Here is a 15,153-nt window from a genome sequence, read left to right as displayed (position 1 = left end):
TAGCATTTGCCCGCCATATACCCATACAAAAATGATGGATGATTTTCGTTCTTCACCTATGGATTGACCGATTCGGCCAATAGCCAGGTCGGTTTTCTTACGTTAAGGACTATAAATCATGCGTCTGATTCGCCGGCAAGACCGTGAGTATCACGGCATCAGCTTCAGCAAAATTGAATCACCTTTTTTTGCGAAATCTGAAGTTCAACAAGCTCTCATTGGACGTTCATTTACGCGGATCGAAGGGCTCGATGTCCGTTCGTATGGCATAGCTTGGAGCCAGGCAGAAATACTCGATGCCGTTGAAAAGGGTGATTTGTTGTTGGTGAAAGACGACCCTTTTAGCCCATTAAGCGATGATACTTTAGGCAACTATTCGCAGATCACCGGCAAGGGCTGGCCCGGACGCTTTCACAACAGCCCGTCGGTTCAAGAGCAACCGACGCAGCCCTCTTCTGAACCAATAGTGACACCTCCGCCGCAAGAGCCCGGCTTTTACGTTGTACCCAAAAGCACGACTCGCGAGCAGTTGGAAGCCACCTTGTTCATTGAGCGCAACCCAGACGTGCTCCGTAAATTTCAGGCATTGAACCCTAACCTTAGCGCTATCAAGGCTGGCACGATGATCGTGCTCAGCGATCCAGACAACCTGCAATGCACCCGTGAAGAAGCATTGCTGATGGAAGCGGCGGCCAAGACCAATGAGGCGCTCCAACCGCTCAGCACGGATGAGGCTGACTTTATGGCCCGGCACCTTAACGAAATCGAAACCTTTCTAGCCCAGGGATCGACCGCTATCGGTATTGGCGAAGCCATGTTCGCCAAGAATCTGGAAGATGTTAAGACCGTTTTCCGTGATATCGAAGCGTTACACCAGCGCACATTCCAGGCCGATGGGCATTTGCGCTCGCCTGAGTTTTTTGCCGAACGAAAGCGGCTGTTGGCGCAGCTCAACAGCAACCTGACTACCCTGACTCGAAAGGGCATTGGTTTTCCGGATCACCCGAACTTGAAAAGCGCTTTGGGCATCTCTAGTCGCAGCCTGGTTCATCGCTGGACAAAGGCTGGTGCAGTTGACCAGATCCCCGGTTATGCCACACACATCGAAGGCGTTTCCAAAGCGGCGAAAGTTCTCAAGTATGGTGGCTGGGTCGGTACGGCCATTGGTGGTGGAGCTTCGTATCTGAAGGTTCAGGATGTGTGTGCAGCAGGTAGTTTCGAAGCTTGCGAGCGGGTCAGATTTACCGAAACGGGTAGCTTTGTAGGTGGTGTTGCAGGTGGTGCAGCCGTCGGTTATGCATTAACAGGCCCCACGGCCGCAGGTATATGTATAGCGATTGGTGTTCCGACTGGCGGTTTAGCTGGTTTAGCATGCGGCGTTTTGGTGGTCGGGGCCAGTTCTTTTGCTGCCGGTGCCATTGGTGGGAAATTTGGTGAAGATATGGGAGAAGTAATTTATGAGGCTGTTAAATGACGATAAGTATCGCTGACAGCATATTTCTTGCTGCCGGATTATTAAACATTAGCGGGATAGTTGTTTTGGTCGGTGTAGCGCTCCACTTGGGCCATACCAAAATGGATGTGATGTTGGAGCATCTAAAAAACTGCCCTGCCGTCAAGGTTCATATTCCTCTCAAGAACGGGGGGCCTTGGGGAAAGCTTCTGCTCGTCGGGTGGATCGCAGGGGTTATTACATTTCCCGGCTTTTATCTTAAACATGGCGGCGTCAGCATAAATGACCTGAACAATTTCCCAGGACCTCTGAAGCGAAAACTGGTGCTGACAAAATGGGCTGCGATAATTCTTTCAGGCACCCTAATCTTGCTTTTTCTACTCAGAGAAACGGGCACACTAAAATAGTCTTGACGCCCATCGACCGAATAAATTATGCGGAAACACCACGGCAAAATCAAACAGGTAATTCAATGAGCCTGAATACTGCGGATAAAATATTTCTTGCTGTCGGAATAATAGATTTTGGCGGAATATTTGTTTGGATCGGCGTCTGTTTGCACATTGCATACACCAAGATGAACCTGATATTGGACCATCTAAAATATAGCTCCGTGTTTCGAACGCTGACCTCACTCACACACGGTGGCCCATGGGGAAAACTTTTTTTAGTGGGTGGGGTTTCAAATATTCTAACGTTCCCTCGCTTTTATCTTAACCGCAGAAGTGTTAGCGCTGAGGATCTCCGAAGCTTTCCTGCATCGCTTAAACGCAAGCTAGTAGTATTGCAGTGGTTCGGGATAGGTCTGCTGCTAACAATGATTTCTCTTGCAGTAGCGGTGAAGCTCGGCTTTGTTTAGTTTGACCGGGCACTTAAACCTTCACCTCTAGAAAACCCAGTTTACTCAAGTAGTCTTGAGCTAAGCCTATTTGCAACATATCCAATTGCTCTTATGAGCTCCTGATGATCGCCATCGACCAACACTTGAGAAAGTGTACTCCCTAATCGCCTCATCGCTATCCAGCAGTGCTGCCATATCGAATGTACTGAGTGTCAGGTTCATGATCAATTGTCCTTGAGCAGCATTCTGGCCAGTTGAATATCGTCAGGTGCGAAGATTTTTCTGACAATGCCATTGCCGAATAGGGTGGTGCGCGCATCCGTTTCGCTATTTCGTGTAGTCCATTTCCCAAGCATAATCCCCAGGCACTTCAGCTGTTGCGTCTGCCTCGGTAGCTGCCTAGTCTTGGCCGGTCGTTGCTAATTCAACGACCGGTTTTGACTGACCGTCCCGATGATAGATCGCATGTGCACGCCGTTGTGGCAGCTGTACGTGGGGCACACTCGTGTGCGCCGGGTTCTATCGTCTCCGGTCTGTCAACCCGCGTACAAGCTGCCACCCTTTTGTTTGACAGCAGATTCGTGGCGGCCCCACTGACGATAGAGGCTTACCATGCTGAAGATAGTCCCCGATCCCCCGCTTCTTCCCACCGAATCCTCGTATTGCCTTGAAGACGCTTTGGTCTATGCCTCCGAGTCTGGCGGTTGAGGTGTTTTAATGATTCGAAGACGCATGTGGCAGCGCTAAAAGATCGATCCCTAAGGCACGGATAACTTTGAGCACAGTATCGAAGCGAGGTTTTGCCCCCGGAGACAATGCCTTGTATAGGCTTTCACGACCTAGCCCGCTGGCAGTTGCTACCTGCGCCATACCACGGGCCTTGGCAACATAGCCAAGCGCCCTGATCAGTTCTTCGTGGTCGCCATCAGCCAGCACCTGGGACAAGTACTCACTGATTGCCTCATCGCTATCGAGCAGTGTTGCCATATCAAATGTGCTGAGTGTGAGGCTCATGATCAAACGTCCTTGACCAGCTTCCTGGCCAGTTGAATATCTTGGGATTGCGACGACTTGTCTCCACCCGCCAGCAAAACGATTACAACGCCGTCGCGAACGGTGAAATACACCCGGTAACCACCGCCAACATCAATGCGCATTTCAGAAACCTGCCCGCCAACAGACTTTACGTCCCCCAGATTTCCTGCGGCTGCACGCTCAATTCTTCTTGCAACCGCCACTTTTGCACGTAGGTCGCGAACGGATGCCAACCAACAGGCAAATCCAGGTGTCTGTAGCAAACGATAGGGCACGTTATGATCCAATGTATCCTTTTGGATACAAGCTGACAAGCTGAAGTCCATACCTTCCGTCAGTGGGCAAATCTCTAGCCAAACGACTCAGGCGCTTATAGCTGCCCACAATGACATTACGGAAAAGGTTGAAGGACACAGAAGCTTCGCTATTTCGTGTAGTCCATTTCCCAAGCATAATCCCCGGGCACTTCAGCTGTTGCGCCTGCCTCGGTAGCTGCCTAGTCTTGGCCGGTCGTTGCTAATTCAACGACCGGTTTTGACAGACCGTCCTTACTTAGGCGCGACAACTGCCGTTATGGCAGCTGTACGTGGGGCACACTCGTGTGCGCCGGGTTCCTAAGTCCCTGGTCTGTCAACCCGCGTACAGCTGCCACCCATTCGTTTGACAGCGGCAGGTGGTAGCTCCACAGAGACTTAGGAGTTGACCATGCTTAAAATCGTCCCCGATCCCCCGTTTCTTCCCACCGAATCCCCATATTGCCTTGAAGACGCCTTGGTCTATGCCTCCGAGCATCTGACCTGTGCCCTGGCCGTAACCCAGCAGGCGGTGCTGCTGCACCCTGACCTGCACGGGAAAGCGCTGGTGCGCGCGGCAGTGCATGAAATGGAGACGGCCCGCAGCCGTGTTGAGCAGGCGCTGGCCTGCGTTCAGATGCAAAACTGACCAGTGGGAGCGGGCTTGCCCCGCGATGCGATGCAACTGGCACCAAGCAATCGCGGGGCAAGCCCGCTCCTACCCCAGTTTGTAAGGATCAGTCATGAACAATGCAACGACCGGCGCGGTAACCTTCGCCAATCACCAGCTGTTTCGCGTCAACCCGGGAATTTCCTCCGAGCACGCACTTAACCAAGCCTCCATGCTCATGGCCTGCGTCAACAAGCTGACCCTAATGGGGGAAACAGAGGAAGACGCGACCCTAGTGTGGGCCGCGCACTTTCTGGGCGAGATGGCCAAAGCGATTATCGATGATGTGAACCTGGGTGGTGATTGTGCCTACGCAGGCCACCAGGCAGTGTAGGATTCCTGTCACCCTTCTGCTTGAGCGAGTCACTTTATGCAGTTGACCCATCGCCCCGTCCGGGCCACGGACATCGCCACTATCTGCTGCTTTCCCCAAGGCCCGGACGAACTGTTCTACATGTTCCCCAAGGCCCAGTATCCGCTGACACCAGCACAACTGAGCGACACCATCGCTCAGCGTGAAGGCTCGACAGTGGTCGAGGGCGACGGCACGCTGCTGGCGTTTGCCAACTTCTACAAGGCCGAGCACGGCGGTGTCTGCGCCCTCGGCAATGTGGTCGTGGCTCCCGCGGCACGCGGCCATGGAGTGGCGAGGTATCTGGTACAGAGCATGATTGAGCTGGCCCGCAGCCGGTTCGAGGCCCGCGAAGTCTGGGTGTCTTGCTTCAACAGCAACACCGCCGGGCTGCTGCTTTATCCACAGCTGGGTTTTGTGCCCTTCGCCATCGAGGAGCGCCAGGGCCCGAACAACACGCGCGTAGCCCTGGTGCAGATGAAGCAGACACTCTGAGCTGTGGGAGCGGGCTTGCCCCGCGATTGCGTTCAGCCTGTCACATCGCATCGCGGGGCAAGCCCGCTCCCACTGGATAGGTTCACACCCTAACAAAACGCTGCCTGAGCAGGTCGCTCAAGGCATCCACCAGCAACACCAGCACCAGCATGGCGATGATCACCGTGCTGGCCTGGGCTTCCTGGAACAGGCTCAAGGTGGTGTAGAGCATCTGCCCCAGACCACCAGCGCCGACGAAGCCGAGCACGCTGGCCATGCGGATGTTGTTTTCCCAGCGGTACAGGCTGTACGCCAGCAACTGCGGCCAGAGGTTGGGCAAAGTGCCGAAGCAGAACGCCGCCACCTGGCTGCCGCCCTGCAGGCGGATCGCCGCGGCCGGCTCTGGCGGGGTGTTTTCCAGTGCTTCGGCAAACAGCCGGCCAAGCACGCCAGTGGTGTGCAAGGCCAACGCCAGGGTTCCGGCATTCGGCCCCAGGCCCGCCGCCAGCACGGTCAGCGCCGCCCAGACCAACTCCGGTATCGCCCGCAGGGCATTGAGCAGTAACCGCGCAGCGCCTTGCAGCGGCCAACCGAAACGCCCGGCCGCCGGCAAGGCGATCAACAGGCCAAGCACCACCGCGAGCAAAGTGCCCAAGCCGGACATGGCCAGGGTCTCCAGGGCGCCCCTGCCCACTGCACGTAAGTGTTCCGGGCTCAGGTCAGGGCTGAGAAAACGCGCTGCATAAGCGCCCATCTGCCCTAGCCCGCCGTTACCGAACAGCGCCTGCAAGTCGAGGCTCAGGTAGGCAAACGACCCTGCCACCGCCGCCAGCAAGGCGAATATCAGCGCGGCATTGATCAGCCGTCTCATGCCAGCCTCCAACGCAACAAGCGGCTCAGCTGATCGGCCAGCCACACCAACGTCAGGAAGGCCAGCAGCATGCTCGCCACCTCGGCCCCGGCGAACATGCGCAGCGACAGATCAATCTGCTGCCCCAGCCCGCCCGCACCGACAAAGCCCATCACCACCGACGCACGGATCGCACACTCCCAGCGATAGACCGTATAGGACACCAGCTCCGCCGCCGCATCCGGCAGGATGCCGTAGAAGAACGCGCTCAGCCGACTGCTGCCAGCCTGCAACAACGCGTGCGCGGGACGCTGGTCGATCGACTCGAAGATCTCGGCGTAAACCTTGCCGAGCATGCCGCTGTAGGTGATGGCGATGGCCAGCACCCCGGCGGTCGGGCCCAGGCCTACGGCACGAACGAACAGCAATGCCCAGACGATTTCCGGCACGCTGCGCAGAAAGATCAGCAACCCGCGAACCGGTAGCCGTACAGTGCGCGACCAGAACCCCAGACGACCGCCACGCGAAGCGGCGCCCAGGGACAACGCCCGGCTGGCGAGCAGGCTGGCCGGTATCGCCAGCAACAAGGCCAGGGTCATGCCGGCCGTGGCCATCGCCAGGGTTTGCAGAATCGCTTGCCATAACAGGGCAAGAAACTCGCGATCATGCGCAGGCGGCCAGAAGCCGCTGACGAAATTGCCCATCTGACGACGGTTCTCAGCCTCCAGCAGTACACCGGGATTGAGCTCGCTGACGTGGATGCCGGGCCACAGCAAGGCGATTGCCAGCAGGGTCAGCAGCAGCCTCGGCAGGGCTGCAGGATCGCGCTTGTCAGCCGTCAGCATCGTGGAATCTGCAGGTTCAGCGTCGGCAACGGCAATTGTGGCGAGCCCAGGTGCTCGTTGGCATAGAGCGCATCGAGCATGTCGCTGGACACCTCAGTAGCCGGGCGATCGAACGCCACCTGCCCTTCACGGATACCGATCACCCGCGGGAAATGCGCCAGCGCCAGGTCCACCGCATGCAGGCTGGCGACCAGGGTAACGCCGCGTTCGCTGGCATGCTGGTTGAGGGTTTTCAGGCTGTGCTCGGCCAACACCGGATCCATGGCCGAGACCGGTTCGTCGGCGAGCAGAATTTCCGGCTGCTGGTACAGGGCCCGGGCGATGCCGACCCGCTGCAATTGTCCGCCAGACAGCTGCCCGCACTGGGCGAAGAGCTTGTCGGCCATACCCAGCCCGGACAGCACCGCACGTACGCCCGGTATATCCGAGGGGTGCAACAGGTTGAGCAACCCGCGCAAGGTGCTCCACTGTCCGAGGCGCCCGGCCAGTACCGCAGTCACCACCCGTTGCCGCGGTGGCAGCGGCGGTGCCTGATGGATCAGGCCGATCCGCGCCCGCAGACGCTGGCGCGCTCGCGCCGACAGCCGCCACGGCGCCTCACCGAGCAGTTCGACACTGCCGCTGGTGGGGGCCATGGCGCTGGCGATCAGTTGCAGCAAGCTGGACTTGCCGGCGCCCGACGGGCCGATGATCGCCACCCGTTCGCCCACCTCTACGCGCAGGTCGATCGCCTGCAATGCCTGAACCTGACCATGACGCAGACTCGTGCCGTTGAGCTGGATCGTCACTTGAGCAACTCAGCAGCGCGCGCAGCCTCCTCGATGCCCTTGTAGTTGTCCGGGCTGGTTTCGATGAAGCGGCTGGCGGCTTGCAGGTCGAGGATCGCCTTGTCGGCTGGCTTGGCCGGATCGAGCGCGAGGAAGGCCTGCTTGATCTTCTCTTTCAACGCCGGGTCGAGACTGCCGCGCACAGTCCAGTTGTAGTCGTAGTAGCTCGGGGTGGTGGCAAACACCTTGACCTTGTTGGTGTCGACCTTGCCCGAGGCCACCAGTTTTTCCCAGACGCTGGCGTTGAGCACACCGGCATCGACCTTGCCGGCCTGGACCCAGGCGGCGGTGGCGTCGTGGGCGCCGGAATAGGCGACCCGGCTGAAGTAGGCTTCAGGCTTGATGTTGTTGTCCTTGAGCATGAAGTAGCGTGGCATCAGGCTACCGGAAGTGGACGAAATCGAACCGAAGGCAAAGGTCTTGCCCTTGAGGTCGGCCAGGCTCTCGATCTCGGGGTTGGCGGTGATGAACTTGCTGGTGAACTTGGCATCCTGCTCACGCTGCACCAATGGCGTTGCGGTCGGGCTCTTCAGGTGCACTTGAACAAAGGTGAAACCGCCCAGCCAGGCCATATCCAGACGGTCGGTGGCCAGCGCCTCGACCACGGCCGGGTAATCCGCGACCGGCACGAACTCGACCTTCATGCCCAGCTGCTGCTCCAGGTACTCGCCCAGTGGCTTGAACTTGCGCAGCAGTTCGGTCGGTGCCTCGTCAGGGATGGCGCTGACCTTCAGGGTATCGGCCGCCTGGGCCAGGAGCGATGAGCAGGACAGCACGAGGCCGGCGAACAGCGCCAGGGGACGTTTGAGCATGAGGGATTCTCCGGTTCAATAGCGGGGAAAGAGCCAGCATCAGGCTGGCTCCGGAATTATAAGAGGCATCAGCGTAAAGACCAGCTTTGCTACAATCGGGCCTCACGATTTTTCGAGGTGCGTATGAGCGAACCGATTCGTCTGACCCAGTACAGCCATGGCGCCGGTTGCGGCTGCAAGATCTCCCCGAAGATGCTCGAGGTGATTCTCGCCGAAAGCGGCACCCAGGCCCTGGACCCGAAGCTCTGGGTCGGCAATGCCTCGCGCGATGACGCGGCAGTTTACGCCCTTGATGACGAGCGCGGCGTGGTCTCGACCACCGACTTCTTCATGCCGATTGTCGATGACCCGTACGACTTCGGCCGCATCGCCGCCACCAACGCCATCAGCGATATCTACGCCATGGGCGGCGACCCGCTGATGGCCATCGCCATTCTCGGCTGGCCGATCAATGTCCTGGCCCCGGAAGTGGCCCGCGAAGTGATCCGCGGCGGTCGCGCGGTGTGCGCCGAGGCTGGCATTCCGCTGGCCGGCGGTCACTCCATCGATGCCCCCGAGCCAATCTTCGGCCTGGCGGTAACCGGCGTAGTGCAAAAGCGCCATATGAAGCGCAACGATACGGCGACTCAAGGTTGCCGCCTGTACCTGACCAAGCCGCTGGGCATCGGCATTCTCACCACCGCCGAGAAAAAATCCAAGCTGCGTGAACAGGACAAGGGCCTGGCCCGCGACTGGATGTGCACCCTCAACACCCCCGGTAGCCGTTTCGGCAAGCTGGCCGGCGTCAAGGCGATGACCGACGTTACCGGGTTCGGCCTGCTCGGCCACCTGGTGGAACTGGCTGACGGCAGCGGCTTGAGTGCGCGCCTGAACTACAACGCCGTACCACGCCTGCCGAGCGTCGAACACTACCTGGCCGAAGGCTGCGTTCCGGGCGGTACCCTGCGCAACTTCGACAGCTATGGCGAGAAAATCGCCCCGCTGAGCGATGAACAGAAGCACCTGTTGTGCGACCCGCAAACCAGTGGCGGCCTGCTGGTAGCAGTAGCGCCTGAGGGTGAAACGGAGTTTCTCGCCGTCGCCGCCGAGCTGGGCCTGAACCTGGCGCCGATCGGCGAGCTGGTTGAGCGACAGAGCCATGCGGTTGAGGTGCTGTAATGCGTGACAACACCACCGACTACCGCCAACTTTTCCTCAACGATGTCGCGATGATGGACATGCGCGCCCCGGTTGAATTTGCCAAGGGTGCCTTTCCCAACGTCATCAACCTGCCGCTGATGACCGACCTTGAGCGGCAGAAGGTGGGTACCTGCTACAAGCAGCAGGGCCAGCAGGCCGCCATTGCCCTCGGCCATCAACTGGTCAGCGGCCAGAGCAAAGATCAGCGTGTTGCTGCCTGGGCCGCCTTCGCCCGGGCCAACCCGGAGGGTTATCTCTACTGTTTTCGTGGCGGCCTGCGCTCGCAGATCGTCCAGCAGTGGCTCAAGGATGAAGCCGGCATTCACTACCCCAAGGTAATCGGTGGCTACAAAGCCATGCGTAATTTCTTGCTTGAAACCACCCAGCAGGCAGTTGACGAATGCGACTTCGTACTGATCGGCGGCCTGACCGGCACCGGTAAAACCGAAGTGCTGCAGGAGCTGGAAAACGCGGTCGACCTGGAAGGCCACGCCAACCACCGTGGCTCCAGTTTCGGCAAACGTGCCACGGGGCAGCCTGGACAAATCGACTTCGAAAACCGCTTGGCCATTGATGTGCTGAAAAAGCGCGCTCGGGGTATCGAGCAGTTCGTGCTGGAAGACGAAGGCCGTATCGTCGGCAGTTGCTCGCTGCCGCTGGAGCTGTATCAGGGCATGCAGCAGTACCCGCTGGTGTGGCTGGAAGACAGTTTCGACAATCGTGTCGAGCGCATCCTCGGCGACTATGTGATCAATCTGTGCGCCGAATTCGTTGCCCTGCACGGCGGCGAACAAGGCTTCAAACTGTTCGCCGAGCGTCTGCAGCAGAGCATGGGCAACATCCTCAAGCGCCTGGGTGGCGAGCGTTATCAGCGTCTGTCAGCGCTGCTGCAACAGGCGCTGGAAGAGCAGCAGCGCAGTGCTGCGGTCGACCTGCACCGCGCCTGGATCAGTGGCCTGCTCAGCGAATATTATGACCCGATGTACGCCTACCACCGCGACAGCAAGGCAGGGCGCATCGAGTTTTCCGGCAACCACGTCGAAGTGCGCGAATACCTGCGAGCTCGTGCTGCCCGGCACTGATCACTTCATCGAGACTCGCTCAGCGAAGACAGTTCATTCGCGCGCGCCTTGGTCATGTCCAGCACACAGCCTGCACCATTGAGCTGATCGATGGTGCCGCCGGTGAGGCTGTAATACAGCTTGCAATTGGTGTCGCGGTATTTGATCCATAGACGCTGGGCATCGCGCAGTTGAGCTTGCTGGGCCGGCTCCAGTGCGGTCATGGCCTTCTTGTAGGCGCCGTTGAGGCGAGCGTCCTGGTGCTTGATCTCGGCGCCGTTGCAGTTGTTCATGTCCAGGGTGGACTGGGCGGTTTGCATACATTGGCTGTAGGCGGGCGAGTCGCCTTGGGCGACGGCGAAGGGGCTAATGGCGGTCAGCAGTGCGATGGTTAGCAGACGATGCTTCATTCGGCGAACTCCTTGTAAGGGGCGCTCAGAATGCAGGCCGCAAACAGCTTCCACAATAGGACGGCATAGGTAGAACCTGTAGGAGCGGGCCTTGTCCCGCGATCTGCCGCAAAGCGGCAGCAAACCCTGCCGACGCGGTGTGACAGATAGACCGCAAGTACAGGTTTTACGGCTGCTTCGCTGCCGATCGCGGGACAAGGCCCGCTCCCACAGTCTCGCCACACACCTGCGCCACCCGCTCGCGCAGCCAACGATGCCCTGCTTCACCCTCCCGGCGCTGATGCCATGCCTGCTGAAAGCCGAATGCCTTGATCGCCAGCGGTGGCTCAAAACGGCGCAAACGCGGATCCAGCTTGCCGTTGTCGAGGCTGCGCCGGGCAACCGTGAGGATCAGGTCGGTACCGGCAATCACCTCCTGCGCCGCTGCCCAGTGCGGCAATGTCAGGGCGACGCGGCGACGGGCGCCGATGGCGCTGAGGGCCAGGTCGATTTCGTTGTCGATGCCGGGTCGCACCGCCACCAGTACATGCGGGCGCGCCAGCCAATCAGCCAGACCGAGCCCACCACGAGGCGGCAATCCGCTGCGGTCGGCAATGCAGGTAAAACGCTCTTCAAACAGGGTTTCAACCCGCAATTCGGCGGCCAGTTCCGGAAACACCCCAAGCGCCAGGTCGGCCTCGCCATCGAACAAATGCCCGAGCATCGCCTCGCGGCTGCCCTGGATGACAACCAGATCAATCTCCGGCGCTTCCTCACGTAGCACCCGCATCAGCCCCGGCAACACAACTCGCGCACCATAATCCGACATGGCCAGGCGAAAACTGCGGCGCGCCTTGCGTGGATCGAAGCCAGGGTGGGCCAGCAAGCCATCGAGCTGCTCCAGGGCCTGCTGCAGCGGCTCGATCAAGGCCTGGGCTCGGTCAGTGGCCTGCAAGCGACCACCCCGGCGCACCAGCAACGGATCGGCAAACAGTTCACGCAATTGCGCCAGGGCATGACTGACCGCCGGCTGGCTACGATGCAGGCGAATGGCAGCGCGGGAGACATGCTGTTCGACCAGCAAGGCATGCAAAGTCAGCAACAGGTTCAGATCAATACGGCGCAAATCATCCATCTGGCGAATAACTCCCGTGCAGCATTCGAATTTCCATTAACAACATGGATAGCCAAGACTTTACCAAGCCATTTTCAAGGAGTCTTGCCATGAGTCTGTCTTTCGCCCCCGCCGCCCTGCTGCCACTGATCATCGCCCTGCTGGCCGGTGCAGCGGTGCCCTTTCAGGCCGGCAGCAATGCTGCCCTGGGGCGCTTGCTCGGGCATCCATTGTGGGCAACGCTGGTGTCGTTGGCGGTCAGTGTGCTGATGGTGATTCCGGCACTGTTGGTGTTGCGCGCGCCGCTGCCGCAGATCGGCGCCCTCGCCCAGGCGCCCTGGTGGGCCTGGCTAGGCGGCGTGGCCGGCGTCGCCTACATCACCGCGGCGCTGATGCTCACCCCGCGCCTGGGCGCTGCCGGCTTCATCGTCTGCGTGATTGCCGGTCAGGTGCTGTCATCCCTGCTGATCGATCAGTGGGGGTTGATGGGGCTGGCGCAGCGGCCGGTGAACGGGCTGCGCCTGGCGGGGGTTGGCCTGATTGTGCTCGGCATGTTTGTGGTGCAATGGGGTACTTCGACGACCCGCTAGATAGTGTCAGGAGCAATCGGCTGGATAGTCGGCTGTGGCTCCAGGGCGCGATTCATTTCAAACCTGAGGCTGGGCGCTTCAAGGGCAAAATGAATCACCACACCCAGTACCACAATGAGGGCGCCGTCCAGCCAGTGCCAACCGGGTATCGGCACGCCCTGACGCGCCCGGCGACACCACCAGGCTTGCCCCAGGCAAAAGCCGAAGATCGCCAGCAACCAGAGGTAGAACCCTGGTGCAAAGTGGGTAAGGTTGACGAAGTTGTAGCTGCGATTGTCGGGCATGCGGTCGATCCCGAAACTGCTCAATGCCAGTCCCAGGGCGCCCAGTCCCAGCACCAGCGATACCCAGCGCCAGCGACGGTGCAAAACAATCGCCAACCCCAGCAAAGGATTGGCGAACCAGCCATACATGCCGAACACCAGGCCCCAAGGGCCATACAACAACGCCTGCAACGCGTGCAGGCGCCCGTCCCCGGTCATGTACATGGCGTTGAAACCCAGACTTGCCAGAAACAGCAGCAGGGTCAGCGAAACATAGCGCTTGAGCACGATCACGCAGCACGCTCGCACAGCAGACCGTAGAGACCCGAATCAGAAAGCTCCCCGGCCACGCACCAGCGTTCGCGCAGCACCCCTTCAAGAACGAACCCCAAGCGCTCGAGGGTACGTGCCGAAGCGCTGTTACGCGGATCGATTTCCGCCTCAAGGCGGCGCATGTTCAGGTCCCGGGACAGATAGTCAACGAAGTGCTCCAACGCCTCGCCCATGAACCCCTGCCCCTGGGCAGCCGTGGCCAGGCAGTAGCCGATTTCGCCCCGGCGCGAGTCGCTGTCGAAGCTGGAACACTGGCACATGCCGATCAGCTCGCCGCTGTCCTGCCGATAGATACCGAGCTTGAGCAACTGCCCCCGCGCATAGGCCTGGCGATCAGCCGCAAGCGCTGCCTGCGCTTGCTCGATATCACGCCAGGGCGCGTGATTCCAGAAACGCATGACCTGCGGGTCGGCCATGATCGCCAGCCATGCAGCGGCATCCCCGGCGCACATGGGCCGTAGCTGCAGACGGGGGCTTTGCAGGCAAAGGTCCTGGGGAAATGCGTAAAGGTGCGACACGGGGCGAACTCCTGTCCTGTCCGAAGAGCCGCACAGTCTACCTCAAGGTTGCCAGGCGCTGGGCGTGGGTACCGGCGACTGGCGTCACCGTCATCAGGCGACTTCAGCCCCCTCGTCATCTGGCCAGATCGGCTCGTTGGCTTCCAGCGGTGGCAAGCCATAGGCCGCACGAGCGGCATCGCAACTCGGGTTGGGTTGACCATCGACCCAGGCCGCCTCAAATTCGCGGCAAGGGGTGGAACGCTGCTCGTAGATACCGCAGCTGACGCCTTTGCCAATCTCGCCCTCAAGGCTGATACAGCGGCAAGGTTTGCTATCGGTGCCGATCATCGCTACCCGGGTAGGGTTGATCTGTACCACCAGATCGTCGGGCACCAAACCTCCAGACGATTGACACTCACCCCAGAAAAAAGACACACGGAAAAACCCGCAGCAGGCGCCGCAGTTCAAACAAGGATTATGTTCGGACATGATGAGAAGACGGGGGGGTAAGTTTATCGTTATTGGGAGAAAACCCGCCGCCATTCTATGCTTCGCCAAGGCTTTGGGAAGGGGGGAGCTGTAGAAATAGTTTGCGTCTGACGGGCGGTTGGATGAGCTGTGGCAGACGCGGGATGAGCGGTGGTCGCTCGGAATCTGAAATAACGAAAATTCCCACGATTGCTTAGGATGCTTTCCTGCATCAATTCCTTAGCTGCCTTGGTAGCGTGCGCTGAAATTTGAGCGTGCCGGGCGTTCGCCTGGACATCGCGTTGTGCTTTCACTTTTCAGCTTAAGGATAAGCCTATGTTCGCGTCGGCCCATGCTGCGCACTTCGCGTTTTTGCTCCCTTCTGTGCGCAACGATTTCAAGGTACTGGCGTTTGACGGCACGGAAGCCATCAGCACCTTGTATGCGATCCAGGTCGAACTGGTCAGCGAGTACCCCGACTTCGATCTGGAAAGCCTGCTCAGTCAGCCGGCGTTCCTTCAGTTCGGCCTTAATGGCGAAGGTATCCACGGGCGGATCGAAAATGTCTGGGACGGCGAACCCGGCACACGCCTGACCCGTTATCACCTGACTTTGGTGCCTGCGCTGCATTATTTGCAGTTCAGCCACAACCAGCGAATATTCCAGCAGCTGACGGTGCCGCAGATTATCGCCCAGGTGCTCCAGGGTCATGGCATCCAGGCCGATGCCTTCAGCTTCCATGTTCGCAACAGCCCCGTGCGCGAATACTGCACTCAGTATGGGGAATCAGATCTCGACCTGATT

The 15,153-nt window shown here is 59.4% G+C and carries 21 protein-coding genes and 1 pseudogene; 10 read left to right on the top strand and 12 right to left on the bottom strand.

What is annotated here, in order from left to right:
* The first annotated feature begins 118 nt into the window (after positions 1–118).
* From NPS47_RS15410 to NPS47_RS15400, 3 genes are all read left to right on the top strand, one after another.
* Positions 119–1,474 (top strand): hypothetical protein, encoded by a 1,356-nt coding sequence (locus NPS47_RS15410; RefSeq protein ID WP_274295729.1) that lies wholly within the window; start codon positions 119–121, stop codon positions 1,472–1,474.
* Positions 1,471–1,860: a hypothetical protein gene (locus NPS47_RS15405; RefSeq protein WP_274295728.1), complete on the top strand. Its 390-nt coding sequence runs from the start codon at positions 1,471–1,473 to the stop codon at positions 1,858–1,860. Before NPS47_RS15410 ends, NPS47_RS15405 begins: the two co-directional genes overlap by 4 nt.
* A 65-nt stretch (positions 1,861–1,925) precedes the next feature.
* Complete coding sequence (locus tag NPS47_RS15400; RefSeq protein WP_274295727.1) at positions 1,926–2,312, top strand: hypothetical protein; 387 nt, start codon at positions 1,926–1,928, stop codon at positions 2,310–2,312.
* A 74-nt stretch (positions 2,313–2,386) separates the two neighbouring features.
* On the opposite strand, the pseudogene NPS47_RS25760 reads toward NPS47_RS15400, so the two are convergent.
* The 3 genes and pseudogenes from NPS47_RS25760 to NPS47_RS15390 form a co-directional block, all read right to left on the bottom strand.
* Positions 2,387–2,516, bottom strand: a pseudogene (locus NPS47_RS25760) (DNA-binding protein); the annotation flags it as partial.
* 492 nt (positions 2,517–3,008) lie between these two features.
* Positions 3,009–3,308, bottom strand: a complete 300-nt coding sequence (locus NPS47_RS15395) for an addiction module antidote protein (protein ID WP_274295726.1) — start codon at positions 3,306–3,308, stop codon at positions 3,009–3,011.
* A 2-nt stretch (positions 3,309–3,310) separates the two neighbouring features.
* Positions 3,311–3,604 (bottom strand): type II toxin-antitoxin system RelE/ParE family toxin, encoded by a 294-nt coding sequence (locus NPS47_RS15390; RefSeq protein ID WP_425313514.1) that lies wholly within the window; start codon positions 3,602–3,604, stop codon positions 3,311–3,313.
* Positions 3,605–4,034: 430 nt separating this feature from the next.
* Between NPS47_RS15390 and NPS47_RS15385 the strand changes: the two genes are divergently transcribed.
* The 3 genes from NPS47_RS15385 (at position 4,035) to NPS47_RS15375 (ending at position 5,139) form a co-directional block, all read left to right on the top strand.
* Entirely contained in the window at positions 4,035–4,271 is a 237-nt protein-coding gene (locus tag NPS47_RS15385; RefSeq protein WP_274295724.1) for a hypothetical protein, read from the top strand.
* 94 nt (positions 4,272–4,365) lie between these two features.
* Positions 4,366–4,626 (top strand): DUF3077 domain-containing protein, encoded by a 261-nt coding sequence (locus NPS47_RS15380; protein ID WP_274295723.1) that lies wholly within the window; start codon positions 4,366–4,368, stop codon positions 4,624–4,626.
* Positions 4,627–4,662: 36 nt separating this feature from the next.
* Positions 4,663–5,139 carry a GNAT family N-acetyltransferase gene (locus tag NPS47_RS15375; RefSeq protein ID WP_274295722.1) on the top strand — a complete coding sequence of 159 codons (477 nt, stop codon included), beginning with the start codon at positions 4,663–4,665 and terminating at the stop codon, positions 5,137–5,139.
* An 82-nt stretch (positions 5,140–5,221) separates the two neighbouring features.
* Here NPS47_RS15375 and phnE read toward each other — a convergent pair whose 3' ends face one another.
* Genes phnE through NPS47_RS15355 form a run of 4 tightly spaced genes read right to left on the bottom strand, consistent with a single transcriptional unit; the run spans position 5,222 to position 8,452 of the window.
* Positions 5,222–5,989: a phosphonate ABC transporter, permease protein PhnE gene (gene phnE, locus NPS47_RS15370; RefSeq protein WP_274295721.1), complete on the bottom strand. Its 768-nt coding sequence runs from the start codon at positions 5,987–5,989 to the stop codon at positions 5,222–5,224.
* On the bottom strand, positions 5,986–6,813 hold the full coding sequence (locus NPS47_RS15365) for a PhnE/PtxC family ABC transporter permease (RefSeq protein ID WP_274295720.1): 828 nt from the start codon (positions 6,811–6,813) through the stop codon (positions 5,986–5,988). Before NPS47_RS15365 ends, phnE begins: the two co-directional genes overlap by 4 nt.
* The gene (locus NPS47_RS15360) at positions 6,807–7,601 is read right to left on the bottom strand and encodes a phosphonate ABC transporter ATP-binding protein (protein WP_274295719.1); all 795 of its coding nucleotides are present in this window, start codon (positions 7,599–7,601) and stop codon (positions 6,807–6,809) included. The genes NPS47_RS15365 and NPS47_RS15360 overlap by 7 nt, the downstream gene beginning before the upstream one ends.
* Positions 7,598–8,452 (bottom strand): putative selenate ABC transporter substrate-binding protein, encoded by an 855-nt coding sequence (locus tag NPS47_RS15355; RefSeq protein WP_274295718.1) that lies wholly within the window; start codon positions 8,450–8,452, stop codon positions 7,598–7,600. Before NPS47_RS15355 ends, NPS47_RS15360 begins: the two co-directional genes overlap by 4 nt.
* 123 nt (positions 8,453–8,575) lie before the next feature.
* On the opposite strand from NPS47_RS15355, the gene selD reads away from it, so the two are divergent.
* A complete protein-coding gene (gene selD, locus NPS47_RS15350) occupies positions 8,576–9,610 on the top strand; it encodes a selenide, water dikinase SelD (RefSeq protein WP_274295717.1) in 1,035 nt (344 codons plus the stop codon).
* Complete coding sequence (gene mnmH / locus NPS47_RS15345; RefSeq protein ID WP_274295716.1) at positions 9,610–10,713, top strand: tRNA 2-selenouridine(34) synthase MnmH; 1,104 nt, start codon at positions 9,610–9,612, stop codon at positions 10,711–10,713. The genes selD and mnmH overlap by 1 nt, the downstream gene beginning before the upstream one ends.
* Positions 10,714–10,718: 5 nt before the next feature.
* Here mnmH and NPS47_RS15340 read toward each other — a convergent pair whose 3' ends face one another.
* Positions 10,719–11,102, bottom strand: a complete 384-nt coding sequence (locus NPS47_RS15340; protein ID WP_274295715.1) for a lysozyme inhibitor LprI family protein — start codon at positions 11,100–11,102, stop codon at positions 10,719–10,721.
* 166 nt (positions 11,103–11,268) lie between these two features.
* A complete protein-coding gene (locus tag NPS47_RS15335) occupies positions 11,269–12,216 on the bottom strand; it encodes a LysR family transcriptional regulator (protein WP_274295714.1) in 948 nt (315 codons plus the stop codon).
* A gap of 89 nt (positions 12,217–12,305) precedes the next feature.
* Between NPS47_RS15335 and NPS47_RS15330 the strand changes: the two genes are divergently transcribed.
* Complete coding sequence (locus tag NPS47_RS15330; RefSeq protein WP_274295713.1) at positions 12,306–12,785, top strand: DMT family transporter; 480 nt, start codon at positions 12,306–12,308, stop codon at positions 12,783–12,785.
* Here NPS47_RS15330 and NPS47_RS15325 read toward each other — a convergent pair.
* The 3 genes from NPS47_RS15325 to NPS47_RS15315 form a co-directional block, all read right to left on the bottom strand.
* Positions 12,782–13,336 carry a hypothetical protein gene (locus NPS47_RS15325; RefSeq protein WP_274295811.1) on the bottom strand — a complete coding sequence of 185 codons (555 nt, stop codon included), beginning with the start codon at positions 13,334–13,336 and terminating at the stop codon, positions 12,782–12,784. The two genes, NPS47_RS15330 and NPS47_RS15325, sit on opposite strands and share 4 nt — an antisense overlap.
* Positions 13,337–13,338: 2 nt before the next feature.
* The gene (locus NPS47_RS15320) at positions 13,339–13,899 is read right to left on the bottom strand and encodes a GNAT family N-acetyltransferase (protein ID WP_274295712.1); all 561 of its coding nucleotides are present in this window, start codon (positions 13,897–13,899) and stop codon (positions 13,339–13,341) included.
* Between the two features lie 93 nt (positions 13,900–13,992).
* Positions 13,993–14,370 carry a YkgJ family cysteine cluster protein gene (locus NPS47_RS15315; protein WP_274295711.1) on the bottom strand — a complete coding sequence of 126 codons (378 nt, stop codon included), beginning with the start codon at positions 14,368–14,370 and terminating at the stop codon, positions 13,993–13,995.
* Positions 14,371–14,685: 315 nt separating this feature from the next.
* On the opposite strand from NPS47_RS15315, the gene NPS47_RS15310 reads away from it, so the two are divergent.
* A partial coding sequence (locus tag NPS47_RS15310; RefSeq protein ID WP_274295710.1) for a contractile injection system protein, VgrG/Pvc8 family occupies positions 14,686–15,153 on the top strand: 468 nt, incomplete at its 3' end.

Origin of the sequence: Pseudomonas putida (assembly GCF_028682475.1) — a bacterium.
Taxonomy (GTDB): Bacteria; Pseudomonadota; Gammaproteobacteria; order Pseudomonadales; family Pseudomonadaceae; genus Aquipseudomonas; species Aquipseudomonas putida_AG.
This window is presented reverse-complemented; position numbering and strand designations above follow the sequence as displayed.